The following is an 18,738-nucleotide window of genomic DNA, read 5'->3' as shown; positions in this document are numbered from 1 at the left end:
GCCCAGACCGGGCCGCGAGAATCGGTCGAATCTCGCGGATCCGGCAGCCTGACCGGCGCGCGCAGACCGACCCCGCCCGCTAACCCCCGACACCGTCGCAGGAATTGCTCAGCCGTCCAAATCTCTGGTTTAGGCATGATGCGTGGCTGGGGCGGGAGGATTCGAACCTCCGAATGGCGGTACCAAAAACCGCTGCCTTACCACTTGGCGACGCCCCAACGCGCCGCTGCCTTCTAGTGCGCGTCGTGGCGGCGCGCAACCTGTCGTGACGGGCTATGGCGAAGGGCGTCTGCAGGGAAATCGGCAGGACAGGCTGCGCGCGCTGTTGCATCGCCGCGATGCGCTGGCTATAAGCCGGCCACCAGTTGATCGGAGTGTAGCGCAGTCTGGTAGCGCACTACGTTCGGGACGTAGGGGTCGCAGGTTCAAATCCTGCCACTCCGACCATTGGTCTAAAGAGGGCAGGCGTTTCCCGAAGAACGCTTGCGCACCCGAACGCCGACGATTCCGTCGGATTTTTCGACCTTCATGAAAACGCGTTTCGTCGATGGTCCGGCCGTCTGGACAGATGCAAAGCCGTGTTTCCCTTTCGCGCGGCGTGCTCTACCGTCCCGCCTCCGGCAGCATCGGTGCAGCGCATGAAACGAATCGTCATCATCCTCGGACTTCTCGGGCTCGCGACGAGCCTCAGCGCCTGCGACAAATGCGGCGACTCGGTCAAATTCTTCCAGGGGCCGAGCACGAGCTGCGGCGATACCAAGCCGGCCAGCTGATCGCGCCAATGGTTGCAAGGCATGAAAAAGCCGGGGTCGCAGCCCCGGCTTTTTCGCGTTCGGAAGGTTGTTGGAAGCTCAGCCGCGGCGGCCGAGCACCGACCAGCCTGCGCCGACCATGCAGGCCGCGAGCGCGACCTTGACCGCGTCGCCGATCAGGAAGGGCTGGACACCGTAGGCAAAGGCCTTGGCGAAGCCGATGCCTGTGACGCCGCCGGCCATCTGGGCGCCGAGGCCGAGCCAGAGGAAGCCGAGGGCCAGCATCGTGACCTCGGCGGCGACCAGCCCCGTCACCAGACGCAACAGCGAGGCGCCGCGCGCCGCGGCCCAGCCGGCGATGGCTGCTGCGGCGACGAAGCCGAGGAGAAAGCCACCGGTCGGTCCCACGAGATAGAGCGGGCCGGCGGCGACAGGGGGCGTGTTGGTGAAGACAGGCAGGCCGGCGAGGCCATAGGCGATGTAGAGTGCGACGGTCGCCGCGCCGAGTCGCGAGCCGAAGGCTGCGCCCAGGCCGAGCACTGCCAGCGTCTGCAGCGTCATCGGCACGGGCCAGAACGGCACCTTGACCTTGGCAGCGGCGACCATCAGCAGGCTGCCGGCGATGGCGAGCGCGACATTGCGGGCGAGGACGGCGCGGCGATCCGTCATGGCTGGCAGCAGCGCATCGACAAGGGTCGGAGCGTCGAGGGATTGCGTCTGGGCCATTGGCGTTCGTCCTGTTCCGGGGTCGCGCGACGCGACCGACTGTCTCCAGTCTATAGAAAATGCGGCCATGCCCGACAAGCCGCTCCCGTTCCCGCCGCGTAGGGCTTTTCCCAAAACCGGTTCCCACTTCCACGCTTCATGCTTTAGGGGTGCCGGAACAGGCAGACGGCAGGTAAGCACGGCATGAGCGACGAAATCGCATTCGACCGCAGCACGACGACGGTTCCAGCCGGCGCGGTCGTTCAGCTTTCGCCGCTCGTCCGGCGCGTCATCGCCGGCAACGGCGGCCCGATGACGTTCACCGGAACCTGTACCTACATCATCGGGCGCGGCACGGTCGCGATCCTCGATCCCGGGCCCGACGATCCGGTTCATATCGGCCGCGTGCTCGCGGCGGTGGCGGGAGAGACGGTGAGCCATGTCGTCGTGACGCATACCCATCGCGATCATTCGCCGGCCGTACCGGCGATCAAGCTCGCGACAGGCGCGCTCGTCGCCGGCTGCGGGCCGCACCGGCCGGCGCGCGAACTGGCGCTCGGCGAGACCAACCCGCTCGATGCCGCCGCCGACCGCGACTATGCGCCCGATCTCCCGATGGCTGAGGGCGATGCGATCGAAGGGCCGGGCTGGCGGCTGGAGGCGATCGAGACGCCCGGCCATACCGCCAACCATGTCGCCTTCGCACTGCCACAGGAGGAGAGCCTGTTTTCCGGCGACCATGTCATGGCGTGGTCGACCACGATCGTGGCGCCGCCCGACGGGTCCATGGCGGCCTATATGGCCTCGATCGAGAAGCTGCGCGGGCTGGAGCATCGGCTGTACTGGCCAGGCCATGGCGGGCCCGTGACCGAGCCGCAGCGTTTCCTGCGCGGGCTGGTGCAGCATCGGCGCCAGCGCGAAGCGGCGATCCTCAGCCGGCTCGCGGCCGGGGACGAGCGGATCGCGGAGATGGTGCCGCCAATCTATCAGGGGCTGCCGCCGGCGTTGCATCGTGCGGCTGCGCTGTCCGTGCTGGCGCAGCTGGAGGATCTGGTCTCGCGCGGGCTGGTGCTCTGCGACGATGCGCTACCCTTGCCGGACAGCCGCTACCGCCGGGCGTGACCCTCAGCGGGCGTCGTTCAGCAGATCGACCTCCTCGGCGAAGGTGGCGATCCGGGCGGCGTTGGCGCCCAGATCATGGCTGCCGATGCGCGAGGCCGAGCGGATGTCGATGCGGCTGCCGTCGGCGCGCGGGCGTATCCGGATGGTGATGTCGTCGGCGAAGCGTAGGATGCGGGTGCGTGCGACCGCCTCGATGCGGCCGGCCCCCGTGCGGCCGCCGGGACGCGTTGATTCCAGCACCTGCCAGCCCTGGGCCAGCGCGGCGCGCCTCGCGATGTCGAAAGCGATGTCTGCGGTGACCTCCAGCACGATCGGCAGGGTTTTGGGATAGGCCTGTCGCTGCAGGCGGCGGCGTTCGGCCGGCATGTCGGGCGGCAGCAATCCCCTGCGGGCGTCGAGCGCGACACGCGAGCGGCTGAAGGCCGGTGGATCGTCGATATCGGTCGAGATGTCGTTCAGCGCCGGCAGCGTCGCAAGCTTGAAGGCGCCAAAAGCGGCCGGAGCCAGCATCAGCAGCGCCAGCACGAAGGCCTGCGCTGCCATGCCGACGCCGCGATGCCCGGCTTGCCAGATCCGGACGAAGGCCATGATCGCCATCAGCAGCGCGAGCAGCACGAGCCCATAAGCGCCCGCGACCGGCACCAGTCCCTGCACGCTGGGCTGGGACAGCCGGAACACCAGCAGCGAGAGCAGCAGCATGGCGAGCGCGAACCAGGCCAGCCGCCGGCTCCACATAGCGGCGCGCGAGACAGGTTCCTCGAAGACGAGACGGCGATGCATGGCTCATTCAGTGGCGTGCGGTGAGGGGGAAGGCAAGCGGGGCGAGTGCCTAGCGAGGGTGCTCGGCTTGAGGACCCTGAGGGGTGAGCCGGCTTGTGCGCAAACCAGACGTGCGCCTGGCGCACGAGGCCTCGGGAGGTTGTGTCAAAGTCCATTGACTGTCGTCGATGAGCGCTTCTGCAGCCTTGTCTCGCGACGGGCCCGCTCCGATGTCCAGCACAATTTCGAGATCATAATGGTCGGGAACAGGATCCGGCGGATGGAACCATCCATCGGCCCTGCGCAAATGCTGATCGCGCATCGATGTCGGGGCGATCTCGCTCCTCCGGCCGCTTCGATCCACAACCAGCACCTGAATCGTCAGCCGCAACCAAAAGTATTCCACCAAACGCGATTCCAGACTGCCGGAAGGGGAAAGGCGGCTTCCTAACTATTCTTTGTTCATCCGGTTTTTGGGTTGCAAAGGTATTGTTAACGATCGCGCGTCCTGCCACAGATTGTGCATGGCGGGGGTCAGCACGAACGTTGCGCGGCTCTGTTCCCACGCGAAATCGCATGGCTGCAGGCCGAGTCGGACAACAGGACTATACAGCTTTCTGGTTGCCGCCCTTGGGCGGAAACTTCCAATCTCAATCAAAAAGGGCAGACCTATGCTGTATCGGCCGCCGGAAAATTTTGATTTTAACAATAATCGCTTTCGCAGGGCGCGCTTCGCGCGATTTATGAAGTTGGTAGAAGCCGTAAACGCTTCAGGTAATCATTGTAAAATCATCGATGTAGGCGGGGTCCCGGAGTATTGGGAAACTTTCCACGAAAGTTGGAAAAATAACAATGTCAGTATCGAAGTTCTGAACATCGTTCAACTTCACTCGAACCATCCAGCGATCAAGTGTGTTGTTGGAGACGGTTGTAGTATGCCTGAATTTTTGGATGGTCAATTCGATGTTGCTCATTCTAATTCAGTTATCGAACACGTTGGAAGTTGGGAGAATCAGAAGAGAATGGCTTCTGAAATCTCACGCATTGCGAAGAGATACTTTGTCCAAACGCCGAATATCTGGTTTCCTGTTGAGCCGCATTTTCGGGCTCCGATTATCCATTGGCTGCCCGAGCAGATGCGTGCTTGGATCATCATGCGACGAGCTTTAGGTTTCCATAAGAAGGCGAGTTCGATGGATGAAGCAATGGCTTCGGTGAATGACGCGAAACTGCTTGGCCGCAGTCAACTGCAGGCGCTCTTTCCAAATGCTTCGATTCAAAACGAAAACCTGCTGTTCTTTGTGAAATCGATAATCGCGGTTCGAGATTAGGATGCGTCCTCTTCAGTAGCACTCGTCGTGTCGATCAGGTTGTGCAGCTGCTTCCGGAGGGCTACACTGGCCGTCATACGATCTGAGCTACGTGATCGACTTTGCATTTTTGCTGTCGATGATCGGAGGCACGCTGTGAACGGCGCTAAGGGAACGGATCGACTCCCGCGACGCATTCCGCAACAGAAAGCGGACTGGCACGTTCATACTATCGCGCAATTGCACGGAGATCTGGATTCGCACCTGCGGGGCTATCTGGCCTATTTTTTGGAGAAGGCTGCTCGCAAATCCTTACTTTCGACTCCGTCGAGCAACCAGAAAAGTCCGGACGAGCGTCATTCACCTGGGAATTTGTCTTGGCGCTGTAAACTGCGCCGGGTTTTTCAGAGGCTCTGAATATGTGGAGCCCTTCTGGAAGATCATCGACGTATTTCTGCGGGCTCGCGATGCGCCGGTCCCGCTGCCGGCCCAGCACCAGTTCGACATCCTCGATAGTCGGGGATCGGCGCGCGCAGAACCAGCGATAAACGGTGATTCTGCCCGATGGCTGCGGGTCATCTCGAAGGCCCCATAAGCTGCTGGAGGCTTTGGCAGCATATTTTGTCGCCCGCATTCGATCATTCTCGTCTGCGCGTTCGTCGTCTGCGTGATCGTCCGCGCCGTTCCATTGGCGGCTGCCGAGTGGTCCCAGCCGGCTATCCGCATCGTGTTTCGGTACCGCCAGTTCGATGTCCGGCTCGCCGACCGCAGGGCGAACAGCTTTCGCGTCGAGATCGACGGCAAAGCACGGCGGCTCCACACAGCGGCGCGCGAGACAGGCTCCTCGAAGACGAGCCGGCGATGCATGGCTCATTCAGTGGCGTGCGATGAGGGGGAGGGCAAGCGGGGGGCGGGTGTTTGCCTGCCGATGTCAAGCGGCTCCGGGCCCAGTGTCTGCATTAACCGATACCGCATCTGTTCTGCCGAAATACTCGCGCAGACGGGTGAATTTCGGTACGATTCTTCATGGGCATCGAACTGCCCCGCGATCATTTCTCGACCTAGAAAGCCGGCCTCATATGGTTGTAACCATACAGTATCTTCGCGGCCTGGCGGCGCTTTTGGTCGTTTACACGCATCTGAGCACGCAATTGAGCCGTTTCCCCGGGCGTGCGGGCCTGCCAAGCGTCGAAGTCGGCTATTGGGGCGTGGATATCTTCTTCGTCATAAGCGGCTTCATCATGTACATCACGGCGATTCATATCGATGAATCGCCGAAACGCTTCCTGCTCAAGCGGGCCGTTCGCATCATTCCGCTCTATTGGGCGGTGACGTTGTTTCTCATCGTCTGTGCATTTCTCGTCCCCAATGCGTTGTCGACGGTGAAGCTGGATCTGAAACACGTCATCGCGTCGTTCCTGTTCATACCGTGGCCCAATCCGGGTTATGCAGGGTATTGGCCGGTCCTGATCCCGGGGTGGACGCTAAATTACGAGATGTTCTTTTATCTGATCGTTGCCGTCAGCCTCCTTCTCGTCAAAGATCTGAGAGTTCTGTTTGTCCTCATTTCGATCTCGGCCATTGTTTGCGCCGGTATGATCGTCAACGAGGGTGGCATCTTCTCGTTTTACGCGCACAATATCATCCTGGAATTCGCGCTGGGTGTGGTCGTCGGCTATGTTTTCAAACGTCAATGGCGTCTGGGATTGCTTGCGGGTGCGTTGTGCGTCGCGGCCTCCTTCATGATGGTCTTCCATCTGGCCGATTCGAAGGAGATTCCCAGGATCATATCCTACGGTCTACCCGCCGTTCTGCTCGTCATTGGGTTTCTGGAGTTCGAGACCCTGGCGAAAGCTCATATCGTCAGGCCCGCCGTCTATCTCGGCGACATTTCGTATTCTCTATATTTGACCCATGTTATCGCCCTGCCTGTGCTGACCGCGGTGTTCCTGCAGGTCCTGAACCGCTTTCACTATGATCTGTCAGCGATATACCTGCCAGTGGCGGTGCTGGTTGCCGTGATGGCTGGCGGCCTTACATATGCGCTCGTGGAGATGCCGCTGACGCGTCTTCTGCAGGCTCGGCTAAGAACCCGCAGCGTTCGACAAGAGGTCTAGAATAATGTCCTGCCTGCCTCGACTTCGATCGGTGACGCCCTATGCGATCGCCCTGATGCTCGTCTGCTTCCCTTACGCCCAAGGCGCCGGCGCTGCCGAGTGGAAGCAGCCGGGCGTCGAGATCGTCGGGCGGTATGCTCTCGATGCCGACGGGAAGCCGCGCTTCGGCTGGCCGGGCACCGCCATCCGTATCCAGTTTCGCGGCAGCAAGCTCGATGTCACATTGTCGGACGACGGGAAGAACAGCTATCGCGTCGAGGTGGATGGCAAGGACGCGACGCTTCAGCTGAAGAATGGCAGTCATGCGTACCGGCTTGTCGATGAGGGTGTCGAGGCGGTCCATCATGTCAGGCTGACGCGGCGGACCGAGGGATATGAGGGCAGCACGACCCTGGTCGGAGCCTCTACCGATGGGTCTTTTCTGGATCTGGACAGGACCATCCGAAAGATCACCGTCATCGGCGACTCGATCTCGGCCGGTTTCGGTGTTGATGGGGCGGGCCCCGAGTGCGAGGCCGGGGCCGCCAATGGCAATCAGACCGCGACCTATGCGGCGCTCGCGGCGCGCGACCTGAAGGCGGACCTGCTCGCCCTGGCCTGGTCGGGGCGCGGCCTTACGCAGAATTACGATCGCTCGAAGACGCAGGTCATGCCGGACTTTATCGAGCAGCTGGTGCCGGGCGAGCCGGCGCGTGCGGTGCTGGCCGATGAGCAGCCCGATGTCCTGATCGTCCATCTCGGTTCGAACGATTATGCGCGTGGCGCGCCCGAGGGGGATTTCCGGCAGGCCTATGTGAGCTTCCTGGAGCGCATCCGCAGGTCCTTTCCAAAAGCGCAGATCTATGGCGCGATAGGGCCGATGCTGGCGCCCGAGATGCTTCAACTCGCCAGATCCGCGATCGAAAGCGCCGTCGCCAGCCGCGTCGCGGCGGGCGATACGAAGGTGGGCGCGCTCTTCTTTCCCAGTGAGACGATCGCGCAAAGCTGGGGTTGCAGCTGGCATCCCGGAAAGGCCGCCCAACAGCGGATGGGCGCGCAGCTTTCGGAGCGGATCAAGCGGGATATGAAGTGGTAGGCTGTGGGCGGGCCCTCTGGCGTGCCTGCTGCTCCCCGCGTCCCGACGGCAGCCTTGCCCGACGGCCGACGGTCTTGTTACGGCTCTCTTGACGCTATCGCTAAAGCTTGCCGACGCGGTCTATATGGCTTCCACCAACGCGCGCCGAGTGCTCTCCGCCTGCGCTTGGGATGAAAAACTCGCGCAGCGCTACACAATCGGCTAGTTCCAGATCACGACGTTACGAGAGCGCCAGCCTGTGTCCACCTCGAATCCCGCCCCGGGCGCCGAACTCGTCGATCCCGATCGTGTCTGGTTCCGCTTCATGCGGCTGCATCAGCGGCTGCTCGGCCAGATGACCGGCCGTATCCGCGCACTGGGGTTGTCGATCCCGCAATTCGACCTGCTCTCGACGCTGACCGAGCGCGAGGGCATCAGCCAGAGCGAGTTGGCCGAGCGGCTCTACGTCACCAAGGGCAATGTTTCCGGGCTCGTCGATCGCATGGTGCAGTCAGGCCTGGTCGAGCGACGGGCGATCGCGGGCGACCGCCGATCCTATGCCATGCATCTGACGCCAGAGGGACGGCGGCTCGCCGAGGCCGGCATCGCGGCGCAACGCGACTTCGTCGCCGGCACGTTGGGACAGGTGCCGGGGCGGGATCTGGAAGAACTTAACCGTCTCGTGCTGGTCTGGCGCGATCTCTCGCGTGCCTTGGACAAAGGCTAGCAAGACACCCGCAGCTGGTCGATCGCCCTCGCGCCGCTGGCGCCGTGACGACGTAGCCGAAAATGGTGCGCCGGTGAGGGTCCTGCGCCAGAGTCTGCAGCGATCTGCAGGAAAATCGCTCAGCGCTTGCGCGGAGGGCGGTCTATGCTCGCATAAGCCAGCCATAACGACCGGAGCCGAGCCATGCTGTCCAACCTAGCCGTTCGCGATATCGAGACCCTCGTCCATCCCTATACCAATCTGGCGACGCATCGGGAGGTCGGCCCGCTCGTGATCGAGAGCGGCAAGGGCGTCTATGTCTACGATTCCAGTGGCAAGGAATACATTGAGGGCATGGCGGGCCTCTGGTGCACGGCGCTGGGCTATTCCAACCAGGAACTGGCCGAGACCGCCTATGAGCAGATGAAGAAGCTGCCCTTTACCCATATCTTCGGCGGCCGCAGCAACGATCCCGCGATCGAACTAGCCGAGAAGCTGAAGGAGATCGCGCCGGTCCCGATCTCGAAGGTGTTCTACGGGGCTTCGGGCTCTGACGCCAACGATACGCAGGTCAAGATCGTCTGGTACATGAACAATGCGCTGGGCCGGCCGCAGAAGAAGAAGATCATTTCGCGGCTGAAGGGCTATCACGGCGTCACCGTCGCCTCGGCCTCGCTGACCGGCCTGCCCAACAACCATATCGACTTCGACCTGCCGCTGCCCGGCATCCTGCACACCTCCTGCCCGCATCACTACCGCTTCGCCGAGCCCGGAGAGAGCGAGCAGGACTTCTCGTCTCGGCTCGCAGCCGAACTCGAGGAGATGATCCTGCGCGAGGGGCCCGATACGGTCGCCGCCTTCATCGCCGAACCGGTGATGGGCGCCGGCGGTGCGATTACCCCGCCTGAAGGCTATTTCGAAAAGATCAACGCGATCCTGGCGAAGTACGACATCCTGTTCATCGCCGACGAAGTCATCACCGGCTTCGGCCGCACCGGCAACATGTTCGGCACGACGACCTATGGCCTGAGCGCCGACACCATCTCCTGCGCAAAGCAGATCACCTCGGCCTATTTCCCGCTCAGCGCCGTGATGATGAACGAGAAGGTCTATGAGGTTCTCGTCGATCAGAGCCGCAAGATCGGGACTTTCGGCCATGGCAACACCTATGCCGGCCACCCGGTGGGCTGTGCGATCGCGGTCAAGACGCTGGAGATCTACCAGCGCGATAAGATCGTCGAGCATGTCCGGGCCGTCGAACCCACCTTCCTGCGTCGCCTTGATAAGCTGGCCGAGCACCCGCTCGTCGGCGAGGCACGCGGCGTCGGTCTTATCGGCGCGGTCGAACTCGTCAAGGACAAGCAGACCAAGGCCTCCTTCGAGATCAAGAAGGGCGTTGGTGCCAAATCGGTCGCCTTCGCGCTCGAGGAGGGGCTGATCCTCCGGGCCATGGGCGACCGCGTGGCGTTCTGCCCGCCGATGATCATCACCGAGGCCGAACTCGACGAGATGTTCGACCGTTACGAGCGCGCGCTGAACAAGACGCTGAACTGGGCCAAGACCGAGGGGCTGCTGGTCGCCTGAATCATAGTCTTACCTCCAGCAATATGCCGGTGGTCAGCGCCACAAAGAGTCCTTGATCGCGCCGCTCCGGCGTCCAGATCGGCGGGCACATTGGCTTCGCCTGAGGGGAACGGAAACTTGCCGGTCGCTTCGGGTTGCGTGAATTTACGGCCTGACCCGTCCGACCGATTGATGAAAAGGCCCGTGGAACAAGATTCATATCCACGGCGTTGTATGAGCGCCTGAAGGATCAACCATCCCGGCTTGCCGGTGTCCTTCGGAACAGCTTGGCCTACCGCTCTTCGTAGAACCTTCGACGAGACCCTTGATATCCGACCGGCGCAGAGTCCTCCAACTCTCGCCGGTCTTTTTTGTCTACCGTCGATTCAGGTGACGATGACCTTCGTCCCCACGGGCACGCGGTTGAACAACTCGATCACGTCGATGTTGCGCATCCGGATGCAGCCCGACGAAGCTGAGCGGCCGATCGTCTCGGGTTCGTTCGTGCCGTGGATGCGATAGAGCGTGTCGTGGCCGTTCTGGTAGAGATAGAGCGCGCGGGCGCCGAGGGGATTGTCGGGGCCGCCTTCCATGCCGCCGGCGCGGGGCGCCAGATGCGGCCAGCGCGCGAGCATCTCGGCCGGCGGGGTCCAGCGCGGCCACTCGGCCTTGCGCTGAATCACGGCCTCGCCCGTCCAGCCAAAGGCCTCGTCGCCGGTCGCGACGCCGTATCGGATCGCCTTCTTGTTCGGCAGCACGTAATAGAGAAACTTCGCCTTGGTATCGACGACGATCGTGCCGGGCGCCTGGCCGGTGGGGTCGGAAATCTCGTAGGGCAGAAAGGGAAGATGGACGTCGAAGTTCGGGACCAGCGCGATGTACTCAGCGTCGCGCGCCGAAAGCGAGGGCGCGTTCACGGTCTTGTATTGGCAGGCGCCCAGAAGGGTCGACACGGCCAACGCAACCATCACAGTCTGTTTCATGACTTCACACCAGAGCGGCCCGAGGGCGACCTTTATGATGAATCCGGGGTTAACGCTTCGTATCAGCCCGAAATCAACGCGATACAGCGCGCTTTCCGAAGCTCTAGGGCCGAAACGAGTAGGGCGCAATCGCGTTCCCTTTGTGGCGGCTGATTTGCGCGGTTGTGCCGCAATAGTGGCAAAGCAGATACGTCGGTTCACGCAAGCCACGCGCCCCAAGGACGTGTTTCAGTGACGACCCTGCTTGTTACCCATGCCGCCAGCCTGCGCCACGCGACGCCTCCGGGGCATCCCGAACGTGCCGATCGGCTGCGAATCATCGAACAGGTGCTGGAGGACGAGCGTTTCGCCGGCCTAGGCCGTATCGACGCGCCGCTGGGCACGCTCGAACAGGTGACGCTGTGCCACCCACGCGACTTCGCCGAAGCGATCGTGGCGGCCTCGCCGGAGAGCGGGCTGGTCGCTTTCGATGCCGATACGCTGATGTCTCCCGGTACGGTGGAGGCGGCGCTGCGCGGGGTCGGCGGCGCGACCCACGCGGTCGACGAGGTGATGCGGGGCAGGGCGGCCAACGCCTTCTGCGCGCTGCGACCGCCCGGACACCATGCCGAAAGCAGCAAGGCGATGGGGTTCTGCTTCTTCAACAGCGCCGCCATCGCCGCCCGCCACGCGCAGACGATCCACGGCGCCGAGCGCGTGGCGATCGTCGATTGGGACGTGCATCACGGCAACGGCACGCAGGAGATATTCTGGGACGATCCGAGCGTGCTCTACGCCTCGACGCATGAGATGCCGCTCTATCCCGGCACAGGCGCGGCCTCCGAACGCGGGGCGTATGGTACCATCGTCAACGCGCCGCTGCGGGCCGGCGACGGCTCGGAGGTGTTTCGCGAGGCCTTCGAGAGCGCGCTGCTGCCGCGCATCGAGAGCTTCCAGCCCGACCTGATCATCATTTCAGCAGGCTTCGACGCACATTGGCGCGATCCGCTCGCCAACATCAACCTGAAGGAGACCGACTTCGCCTGGGCGACGCAGAAGCTGATGGCGATCGCCGACCGGCATTCCGGCGGGCGCGTCGTCTCGGTGCTGGAGGGGGGCTACGATCTGGAAGGGTTGTCGAAATCGGTCGCGGCGCATGTCATGGCGCTGATGCGGGGACAGATCACCAGAGGGATCACGATCGAAGACTGCGAATCATAACTTTGATTTGCAATCCGCTTAGCGCCGGCTTCCTGCATAATGGCAATTCGTTTATGCTTGGGTCGCATGAACCTGCAAGATATTCGAGCCTTCGTGGCGGCTGCTGAGACCGGCTCGGTTAACCGGGCGGCCACACGGCTAAACCTGACGCAGCCGGCGACTACCCGGCGGATCCAGAACTTTGAGGCTGCGATCGGAGACGATCCTCTGTTCGATCGCTCGGTAAAGCCGGCAGCGTTGACGGCGCTCGGCAACCATGTGCTCGAGCATTGCAGGCGCGTTCTCGCAGCAGTCGCCGAGTTGGAAGCCTGCGCGACGCGCACGGCCGACCCTGCCGGCGAGTTGAGAATAGGCGTCGCCCATGGGCTGGGCGAGATGGTCCTGACGACACCGCTCGATGCCTTGCGCCGGAGCTTTCCACGCATTCGGCTGCAGGTCGGCTCGAACTGGAGCTCAGCACTCATTGAAGACATACGCGGCGGTGCGCTCGATTGCGCCGTGGGGTTGTTGACGGAGGCCCACACCGTTCCAGCCGGCCTCCTACGGATTTCGCTCGGAGCCGAGCACGTGGTCATCGTTTCAGCCTCCAGATCTCAGACCCGGCGGGACGGCAGCCCTTGGCGGCTGCGCGATCTGTCGGGAGAAAGCTGGTTCCTTAATCCCCCGGGCTGCGGGTGCCGTGCGGCGCTGGTCAGATCCTTCGATCGGCAACAACTACCGCTGCAGATCGGAGCTGAAATCTTCGGGGAAGACCTTCAACTGTCGCTACTCTCCCACAGCGGTGGCTTGGGCCTCGTGCCACGCCGGCAGCTCGAGGACAGCCCACACCGTCACGGTCTGCACATCCTCGATGTGAAGGATTTCGCCTTGCCGGCGACGGTGACGTTGATCCGCAATGCAATACCGGGACGTTTCGATCCTGCGATCGAATTGCTGACAGAGGCGATGAAAGCCAAACTCGACCATCGATCAAATCTGGCATAATCATAATTTTATATATGCATTTGATTTATATTATGGTGAGGCGCACCTTCCGCTGACATCGCGAGCGCTGGCCCAACGAGCCGCGATCCCGTTCCGCTTGCAGAGGTTCTTGCCGTCATGATCGTCACTATATTCCGCTCTCGCCTCAACCCGGGCGTTCAAGACGAATACGGCCCAGTGGCCAAGAGCATGAGCGAACTCGCCCGGGGCATTTCCGGCTACGTCTCTCACAAAGGCTTTGTCGCTGAGGACGGCGAAAGGGTGACGATCGTGGAGTTCGATTCCGAGGAGGCGCTCAGGGCGTGGCGCGTTCACCCAGAGCATGCAAAGGCCAAAAGGCGCGGGATCGAAAGCTTTTTCAGCGACTACAGATTCCAGATCTGCAGTGTTATTCGGGGTCGCGCATGGTCCGCCAAAGTGGCGGACGCGAAATGACAAACCGACCCATCGTCACGTCGGAGTTGATCGCTCGCCATCGCCATATTGCCCATACACTGCGCAATGCCGCGATCCGCACGGCGATATTATATGCTCTTAACGCCTCTCTGAGGCTACTCGTCCGGTCGGGGACTAATCATGGCGCCGTATTCAAAGCCATCGCGAGCGGGCTTATTCCAGCGGCTCCGTCCCTGCGATCTCGATGCCGAAGCCGCTTAGTCCCACGAAGGAGCGGGCCGAGGCGGCGAGGTTGACGATCGAGCCGACGCCGAGGTCGCGCAAGATCTGGGCGCCCAGGCCGATCTCGCGCCATTGCTGGGAGCGTTGCGCGTCCGAGCCGTCCTCGACGCTCTTGATCGGCACGCCGGCCGAGCCGTCGCGCAGATAGATCAGCACGCCGCGTCCGTCCTGCTGGAAGCGCTTCAGCGCGCACTGGATCGAACTTGCGCCGCCGAGCACGTCGGAGACCACATCGGCCCGGTGCAGCCGGGCCGGCACCTTCTCGCCATCGCCGATCTTGCCCATGACGAAGGCAAAATGCTGCGTGTCCTCGAAGGGGGTGATGTAGACATGGCCCGTCATCTCGCCGAAGGCGGTCTTGACCGGGAAGGAATGCACCCGCTCGACCAGCTTCTCGCGGGCCTGACGATAGGCGATCAGATCGGCGACGGTAATCTGCTGCAGCCCGTGCTTCTGGGCGAAGGCCGTGATCTGCGGCCCCTTCATCACCGTGCCGTCGTCATTGGCGAGTTCGCAGATGACGCCGACCTGCGGCAGCTCGGCGAGCTTGCAGAGATCGACGGCGGCCTCCGTATGGCCCGAGCGCATCAACACGCCGCCATCCTTCGCGATCAGCGGGAAGACATGGCCGGGCCGGACGAAATCGGCCGCGCCCATATTGCCGTTGGCGAGTGCGCGCACGGTGTTGCAGCGCTGCTCGGCCGAGATGCCGGTGGTGAGCCCGTGCTTGACGTCGACGGTGACGGTGAAGGCGGTGCCGAGCGGAGCGTCGTTGCTCGACACCATCGGATCGAGCCGCAGCCGGCGCGCCTCACCCGAGGTCAGCGGCGCGCAGACGATGCCGCAGGTGTTGCGGATGATGAAGGCCATCTTCTCGGGCGTGCAGAGCGAGGCAGCGACGATCAGGTCGCCCTCGTTCTCGCGATCGTCGTCGTCGGTGACGATGACGATCTCGCCGCGGGCGAAGGCTTCGATGGTTTTCGTGACGTTGCTGGACATGACGGCCTCGCGCGGCCCGACAAGGCCGAGAAAATCATTGGGGGTGACGGCGCCGCCCGTTGCTGCGGCGATGCGCTCGGCGCTTTCGCGCGAGATCCAGGCGCTCTGGTCGTTGCAGAGCGCCGTGACGCTGGCCGGCGACAGCCCGACCTGCCGCGCAAAGGCGCTGCGGCCGGTCTTGTTCTGGGTGAGCCAGGCGTCGAGTTTCATGGGAGGAAGCTAATGCGACGACGTTTCAGTTGCAATGAAGGATTCTCAAAATTTTGGTGTGGCTGAATATCTCTGTCATGATCATCCTCATCGCTTGGGACGACGTGTTCGTCACAAGACGTAGGGTTCGCGTATTCCCGGATCGTCCGCTGGGAAGTCCTTGGTGTTGCGGGTCACAAGCAGACGTCCGGTGGTCTGAGCCGTGGCCCAGATCACCGCATCGGGTAGTTTGATCCGGTGCGTTCGTCGCAGCGCCACCGCACGGCCGGCGATCTGATCGTCAAGAGCGATGACTTTGAAGCCTTCGAGAAAACGCCGGGTCGGATCGACCAGATCGGTACCCGCCCCGACCATCACCTCCATCCAGGTGATGATGCTGACGGCCCGGCTTTCGAAGCGCTCGATTTCCTCGCGGGCCTGGGGGACGGCATTCAGGTGATCGATCAGGATATTGGTGTCGAACAACGCGCCTACCATTCGCGACGCGCCTCCTCCTGATAAGCCAGGCCGTCAACCTTGCGCTGACCCCACAGACCAAAGCCGTCCTCGACCTGTTCACGATGATGGCGGTCGAGATAATCGTCGATCGCGGCCCTGATCAGGGCCGCACGGGATAGCCGCACCCGTCTCGCGATGGTGTCGAGGGCTTCGACCTGAGCATCGTTCATATCGATCAAGGCACGCATCGGGTACTCCAATGATATGCCATACGCATATCATATATCGCGATGCTTTTGAAAGAAATAAAGACTGCTTCAGAACGTCAATCCTGAAACGGCCAACGCGGCTCCACGACACCCACCTGCGCGCGATGGCGCATGAAATGGTCCGCCAGGACGCAGGCCACCATCGCCTCGCCGACCGGTACGGCGCGGATGCCGACGCAGGGGTCGTGGCGGCCCTTGGTGAACATATCGGCCTCGCCGCCCGTCCGCGTCACCGTCGCGCGGGTCGCAAGAATCGAGGAGGTCGGCTTGACGGCGAAGCGCGCCACGATGGGCTGGCCGGTGGAGATGCCGCCCAGGATGCCGCCTGCATGGTTCGACAGGAAGAGCGGCGCGCCGTCATTGCCGGCCCGCATCTCGTCGGCGTTCTGCTCCCCCGCAAGCTCGGCTGCGCCGAAGCCGTCGCCGATCTCGACGCCTTTGACGGCATTGATGCTCATCAAAGCGGCGGCGATCTCGGCGTCGAGCTTGCCATAGATCGGCGCGCCCAGGCCAGCTGGCACGCCCTCGGCGACGATCTCCAGCACGGCGCCGATCGAGGAGCCGGATTTGCGGATGCCGTCGAGATAGGCCTCGAACAGCTTTGCGGCTTTAGCGTCCGGGCAGAAGAACGGGTTGCTGGCGACCTCGTCCCAGTCCCAGTTGGTGCGATCGATCCTGTGCGGTCCCATCTGGACGAGCGCGCCACGCACGACCATGCCGGGCACGACCTTGCGCGCGATGGCGCCGGCCGCGACCCGCATCGCGGTCTCGCGCGCCGAGGAACGCCCGCCGCCGCGATAATCGCGGATGCCGTATTTCACGTCATAGGTGAAATCGGCGTGACCGGGTCGGTACTTGTCCTTGATCTCGGAATAGTCCTTCGAGCGCTGGTCGACATTGTCGATCATCAGCCCGATCGAGGTGCCGGTCGTCACCTGCACGCCGTCGCTTTCACGTCCGAAGACGCCCGAGACGATCCGAACCTGGTCGGGCTCCTGCCGCTGCGTGGTGAAGCGCGACTGGCCGGGTCGCCTGCGGTCGAGTTCGACCTGGATATCGGCCTCGCTCAGCGGCAGCAGCGGCGGGCAGCCATCGACGACGCAGCCGATCGCGGGACCGTGGCTCTCGCCGAAGGTGGTGACGCGGAAGAGATGGCCGAAGCTGTTATGGGACATGGGAGCCGGATGCGGTTGGACCGCTGCCTCTTAAGCGCTATCGCGCGGCTAAGAAACCCTCCGCGTTCGCGAAGCCGGCTTGCCAGACCTCACACAGCGTTGCGATAGGCCTTCCGGCTGATCACGGTCCGCACGAGGATCGCGATGTCGAGCCAGAACGACCAGTTGTCGATGTACCAGTGGTCGTAGGCGATGCGCCTGGCCATCTTGTCGTCGGTGTCGGTTTCGCCGCGCAGGCCGTTGACCTGGGCCCAACCGGTGATGCCGGGCTTGACGTTGTGGCGGCGGGCATAGAGCGCGATCTTGCGCTGGAACTCGTGATCATGGGCGAGCGCATGGGGCCGCGGCCCGACCAGCGACATCTGGCCGGCGATGACGTTCAGCAATTGCGGCAGTTCGTCGAGATTGAAGCGCCTCAAGACCTTCCCGATGCGGGTGATGCGGACGTCGTTCTGCGTCGCCTGACGGATCACGTCGCCGTCGTCGGTCGTCGTCATGCTGCGGAACTTGAAGATCCGGAAGGTCTGCTGGTTGAAGCCGTGGCGGCGCTGCTGGAACAGCACGGGTCCCGCCGAGTCGAGCTTGATCAGGACCGCGATCAGCGCGAGCACGGGCGCAATGACGATGAGCAGGGCGGTCGCCGCCACGACGTCGAAGATGCGCTTGGCTGCAACCTCCAGTCCCGACAGCGCCGGCCGCGTCAGACGCAGACTGGCGAGCGAGCCGACGCGCACGATATGGGGATTGTCGAAGCGGTCCATGATCCGCTCGGGCGCCAGGTGGATGGCGACCGGAAGGTTCATGAAGGCGTCGATGCAGGCGTCGATGGTCTCCTGGTCGGACCAGGGCAAGGCGATGAAGACGGCGTCGGGGCGCAACTGCCGGCAGCGGGTGGCGGCGGCGGCGAGATCTGCCGCAAGCGCGGCGGCGGGGTCGTTGATGCGGCGGGCATCGTTGCTGCGAAGCAGGGCAACGTCGGCGATGGCGAAGCCGATGTTCCAGGGTTGATGGCGCGAGACGAAGGACATCACGTCCGGCTCGCGACCGATCAGGAAGATCCGCTCCGTGGTGATGCGCCCGGTCTTGCTCGCCATCGAGATGGTGCGGACCATGACGCTGCGCGCCAGGGCGACGAGCGGAACGCCGGATAGATAGGTCGCCAGCACGACGGCGCGGGAATACTGGTCGATCTTGGCCAGGAAGATGATGGCGACGAAGGCGACCATGGTGACTGTCCAGACGAAGAAGGCCGAAGCGATCTGCCCCTTGGTCGAGAGGTAGTGAGTGAGCTGGTAGCGCCCCTGCATCACGTTGGTGAAGACGAAGATGGCGGTGATCATGACCGCGAGTTCGGACGTAATCCGAAGATCGACGGCGGCCTCATAAGCGACGAGGTGATAGACGAGCGAGGTCGCGAACACGATCGTCAGCACCGTGACGGCATCCGTCAGGCCGATGATCACGCCAAACCAGTGACGCCACAGATTGGCGCGCTCCTCGCGGGTGGAAGCGGCGCCAAATGTCCGCTCGTCGAAACTCAGAGCCATTCAAACCACTCCTGCGACGCCGGCGCTCCGGAACGAAACAGGTTCGCTCGTCCAGACGCCTTGCGAGGGTGAAATGGCAAGGCCTATGCCCGCATCGGATGCGCCGAAATCGGCCAACAGAGCCTGGAATGCCGCAGAATCGGGGTGTTTTCGGGCTCACGGCTCTG

19 protein-coding genes and 2 tRNA genes are annotated in these 18,738 nt (G+C 63.0%); 11 read left to right on the top strand and 10 right to left on the bottom strand.

The features are described from left to right. Positions 1-143: 143 nt before the first annotated feature. Positions 144-218, bottom strand: a tRNA-Gln gene (locus AXW83_RS12755). Between the two features lie 152 nt (positions 219-370). On the opposite strand from AXW83_RS12755, the gene AXW83_RS12750 reads away from it, so the two are divergent. After that, positions 371-447: transfer RNA gene (locus AXW83_RS12750), tRNA-Pro, on the top strand. A 191-nt stretch (positions 448-638) separates the two neighbouring features. Beyond that, the gene (locus AXW83_RS28045; RefSeq protein WP_257722119.1) at positions 639-773 is read left to right on the top strand and encodes a hypothetical protein; all 135 of its coding nucleotides are present in this window, start codon (positions 639-641) and stop codon (positions 771-773) included. Between the two features lie 78 nt (positions 774-851). Here AXW83_RS28045 and AXW83_RS12745 read toward each other — a convergent pair whose 3' ends face one another. Further along, a complete protein-coding gene (locus AXW83_RS12745; RefSeq protein ID WP_082767097.1) occupies positions 852-1,478 on the bottom strand; it encodes a biotin transporter BioY in 627 nt (208 codons plus the stop codon). Between the two features lie 183 nt (positions 1,479-1,661). Here AXW83_RS12745 and AXW83_RS12740 point away from each other — a divergent pair, with 183 nt between their 5' ends. After that, a complete protein-coding gene (locus AXW83_RS12740; protein ID WP_066614033.1) occupies positions 1,662-2,579 on the top strand; it encodes an MBL fold metallo-hydrolase in 918 nt (305 codons plus the stop codon). 3 nt (positions 2,580-2,582) lie between these two features. Here the strand turns inward: AXW83_RS12740 and AXW83_RS12735 are convergent, their stop codons facing one another. Continuing rightward, entirely contained in the window at positions 2,583-3,359 is a 777-nt protein-coding gene (locus AXW83_RS12735; protein WP_066614032.1) for a DUF1499 domain-containing protein, read from the bottom strand. Positions 3,360-4,009: 650 nt separating this feature from the next. Between AXW83_RS12735 and AXW83_RS26525 the strand changes: the two genes are divergently transcribed. Beyond that, complete coding sequence (locus tag AXW83_RS26525; RefSeq protein ID WP_236841897.1) at positions 4,010-4,669, top strand: methyltransferase domain-containing protein; 660 nt, start codon at positions 4,010-4,012, stop codon at positions 4,667-4,669. A gap of 208 nt (positions 4,670-4,877) precedes the next feature. Here the strand turns inward: AXW83_RS26525 and AXW83_RS27525 are convergent, their stop codons facing one another. Beyond that, positions 4,878-5,522 carry a hypothetical protein gene (locus tag AXW83_RS27525; RefSeq protein ID WP_168166091.1) on the bottom strand — a complete coding sequence of 215 codons (645 nt, stop codon included), beginning with the start codon at positions 5,520-5,522 and terminating at the stop codon, positions 4,878-4,880. Positions 5,523-5,727: 205 nt separating this feature from the next. Here AXW83_RS27525 and AXW83_RS12725 point away from each other — a divergent pair, with 205 nt between their 5' ends. From AXW83_RS12725 to AXW83_RS12710, 4 genes are all read left to right on the top strand, one after another. Beyond that, positions 5,728-6,765 (top strand): acyltransferase family protein, encoded by a 1,038-nt coding sequence (locus tag AXW83_RS12725; protein ID WP_066614028.1) that lies wholly within the window; start codon positions 5,728-5,730, stop codon positions 6,763-6,765. Between the two features lie 31 nt (positions 6,766-6,796). Further along, positions 6,797-7,840: an SGNH/GDSL hydrolase family protein gene (locus AXW83_RS12720; RefSeq protein ID WP_066614026.1), complete on the top strand. Its 1,044-nt coding sequence runs from the start codon at positions 6,797-6,799 to the stop codon at positions 7,838-7,840. Positions 7,841-8,078: 238 nt separating this feature from the next. Next, positions 8,079-8,546, top strand: coding sequence for a MarR family winged helix-turn-helix transcriptional regulator (locus tag AXW83_RS12715; protein WP_066614024.1), 468 nt, complete (start codon positions 8,079-8,081; stop codon positions 8,544-8,546). Between the two features lie 183 nt (positions 8,547-8,729). After that, positions 8,730-10,109: an aspartate aminotransferase family protein gene (locus AXW83_RS12710; RefSeq protein WP_066614023.1), complete on the top strand. Its 1,380-nt coding sequence runs from the start codon at positions 8,730-8,732 to the stop codon at positions 10,107-10,109. Between the two features lie 365 nt (positions 10,110-10,474). Here AXW83_RS12710 and AXW83_RS12705 read toward each other — a convergent pair whose 3' ends face one another. Further along, positions 10,475-11,071 carry a L,D-transpeptidase gene (locus AXW83_RS12705; protein ID WP_066614022.1) on the bottom strand — a complete coding sequence of 199 codons (597 nt, stop codon included), beginning with the start codon at positions 11,069-11,071 and terminating at the stop codon, positions 10,475-10,477. A 231-nt stretch (positions 11,072-11,302) separates the two neighbouring features. On the opposite strand from AXW83_RS12705, the gene AXW83_RS12700 reads away from it, so the two are divergent. The 3 genes from AXW83_RS12700 (at position 11,303) to AXW83_RS12690 (ending at position 13,690) form a co-directional block, all read left to right on the top strand. Continuing rightward, positions 11,303-12,271 carry a histone deacetylase family protein gene (locus AXW83_RS12700; protein WP_066614021.1) on the top strand — a complete coding sequence of 323 codons (969 nt, stop codon included), beginning with the start codon at positions 11,303-11,305 and terminating at the stop codon, positions 12,269-12,271. 66 nt (positions 12,272-12,337) lie between these two features. Continuing rightward, positions 12,338-13,255, top strand: a complete 918-nt coding sequence (locus AXW83_RS12695) for a LysR family transcriptional regulator (RefSeq protein ID WP_066614019.1) — start codon at positions 12,338-12,340, stop codon at positions 13,253-13,255. A 117-nt stretch (positions 13,256-13,372) separates the two neighbouring features. Beyond that, a complete protein-coding gene (locus AXW83_RS12690) occupies positions 13,373-13,690 on the top strand; it encodes an antibiotic biosynthesis monooxygenase family protein (protein ID WP_066614017.1) in 318 nt (105 codons plus the stop codon). Between the two features lie 174 nt (positions 13,691-13,864). Here the strand turns inward: AXW83_RS12690 and ribB are convergent, their stop codons facing one another. From ribB to AXW83_RS12665, 5 genes are all read right to left on the bottom strand, one after another. After that, positions 13,865-15,142 carry a 3,4-dihydroxy-2-butanone-4-phosphate synthase gene (gene ribB / locus AXW83_RS12685; protein WP_082767093.1) on the bottom strand — a complete coding sequence of 426 codons (1,278 nt, stop codon included), beginning with the start codon at positions 15,140-15,142 and terminating at the stop codon, positions 13,865-13,867. 111 nt (positions 15,143-15,253) lie between these two features. Beyond that, a complete protein-coding gene (locus AXW83_RS12680) occupies positions 15,254-15,619 on the bottom strand; it encodes a type II toxin-antitoxin system VapC family toxin (RefSeq protein WP_066614015.1) in 366 nt (121 codons plus the stop codon). Beyond that, positions 15,613-15,828: a ribbon-helix-helix protein, CopG family gene (locus AXW83_RS12675; RefSeq protein WP_066614013.1), complete on the bottom strand. Its 216-nt coding sequence runs from the start codon at positions 15,826-15,828 to the stop codon at positions 15,613-15,615. Before AXW83_RS12675 ends, AXW83_RS12680 begins: the two co-directional genes overlap by 7 nt. 77 nt (positions 15,829-15,905) lie before the next feature. After that, complete coding sequence (aroC, locus tag AXW83_RS12670; protein ID WP_066614011.1) at positions 15,906-17,024, bottom strand: chorismate synthase; 1,119 nt, start codon at positions 17,022-17,024, stop codon at positions 15,906-15,908. Between the two features lie 89 nt (positions 17,025-17,113). Beyond that, complete coding sequence (locus AXW83_RS12665) at positions 17,114-18,571, bottom strand: undecaprenyl-phosphate glucose phosphotransferase (protein WP_066614009.1); 1,458 nt, start codon at positions 18,569-18,571, stop codon at positions 17,114-17,116. Positions 18,572-18,738: the final 167 nt, after the last annotated feature.

The sequence above is a fragment of the Bosea sp. PAMC 26642 genome, from assembly GCF_001562255.1.
In the GTDB taxonomy this organism is placed as follows: domain Bacteria; phylum Pseudomonadota; class Alphaproteobacteria; order Rhizobiales; family Beijerinckiaceae; genus Allobosea.
The sequence above is the reverse complement of the archived record's forward strand: the minus strand, read 5'-3'. Positions and strand labels throughout refer to the sequence as shown.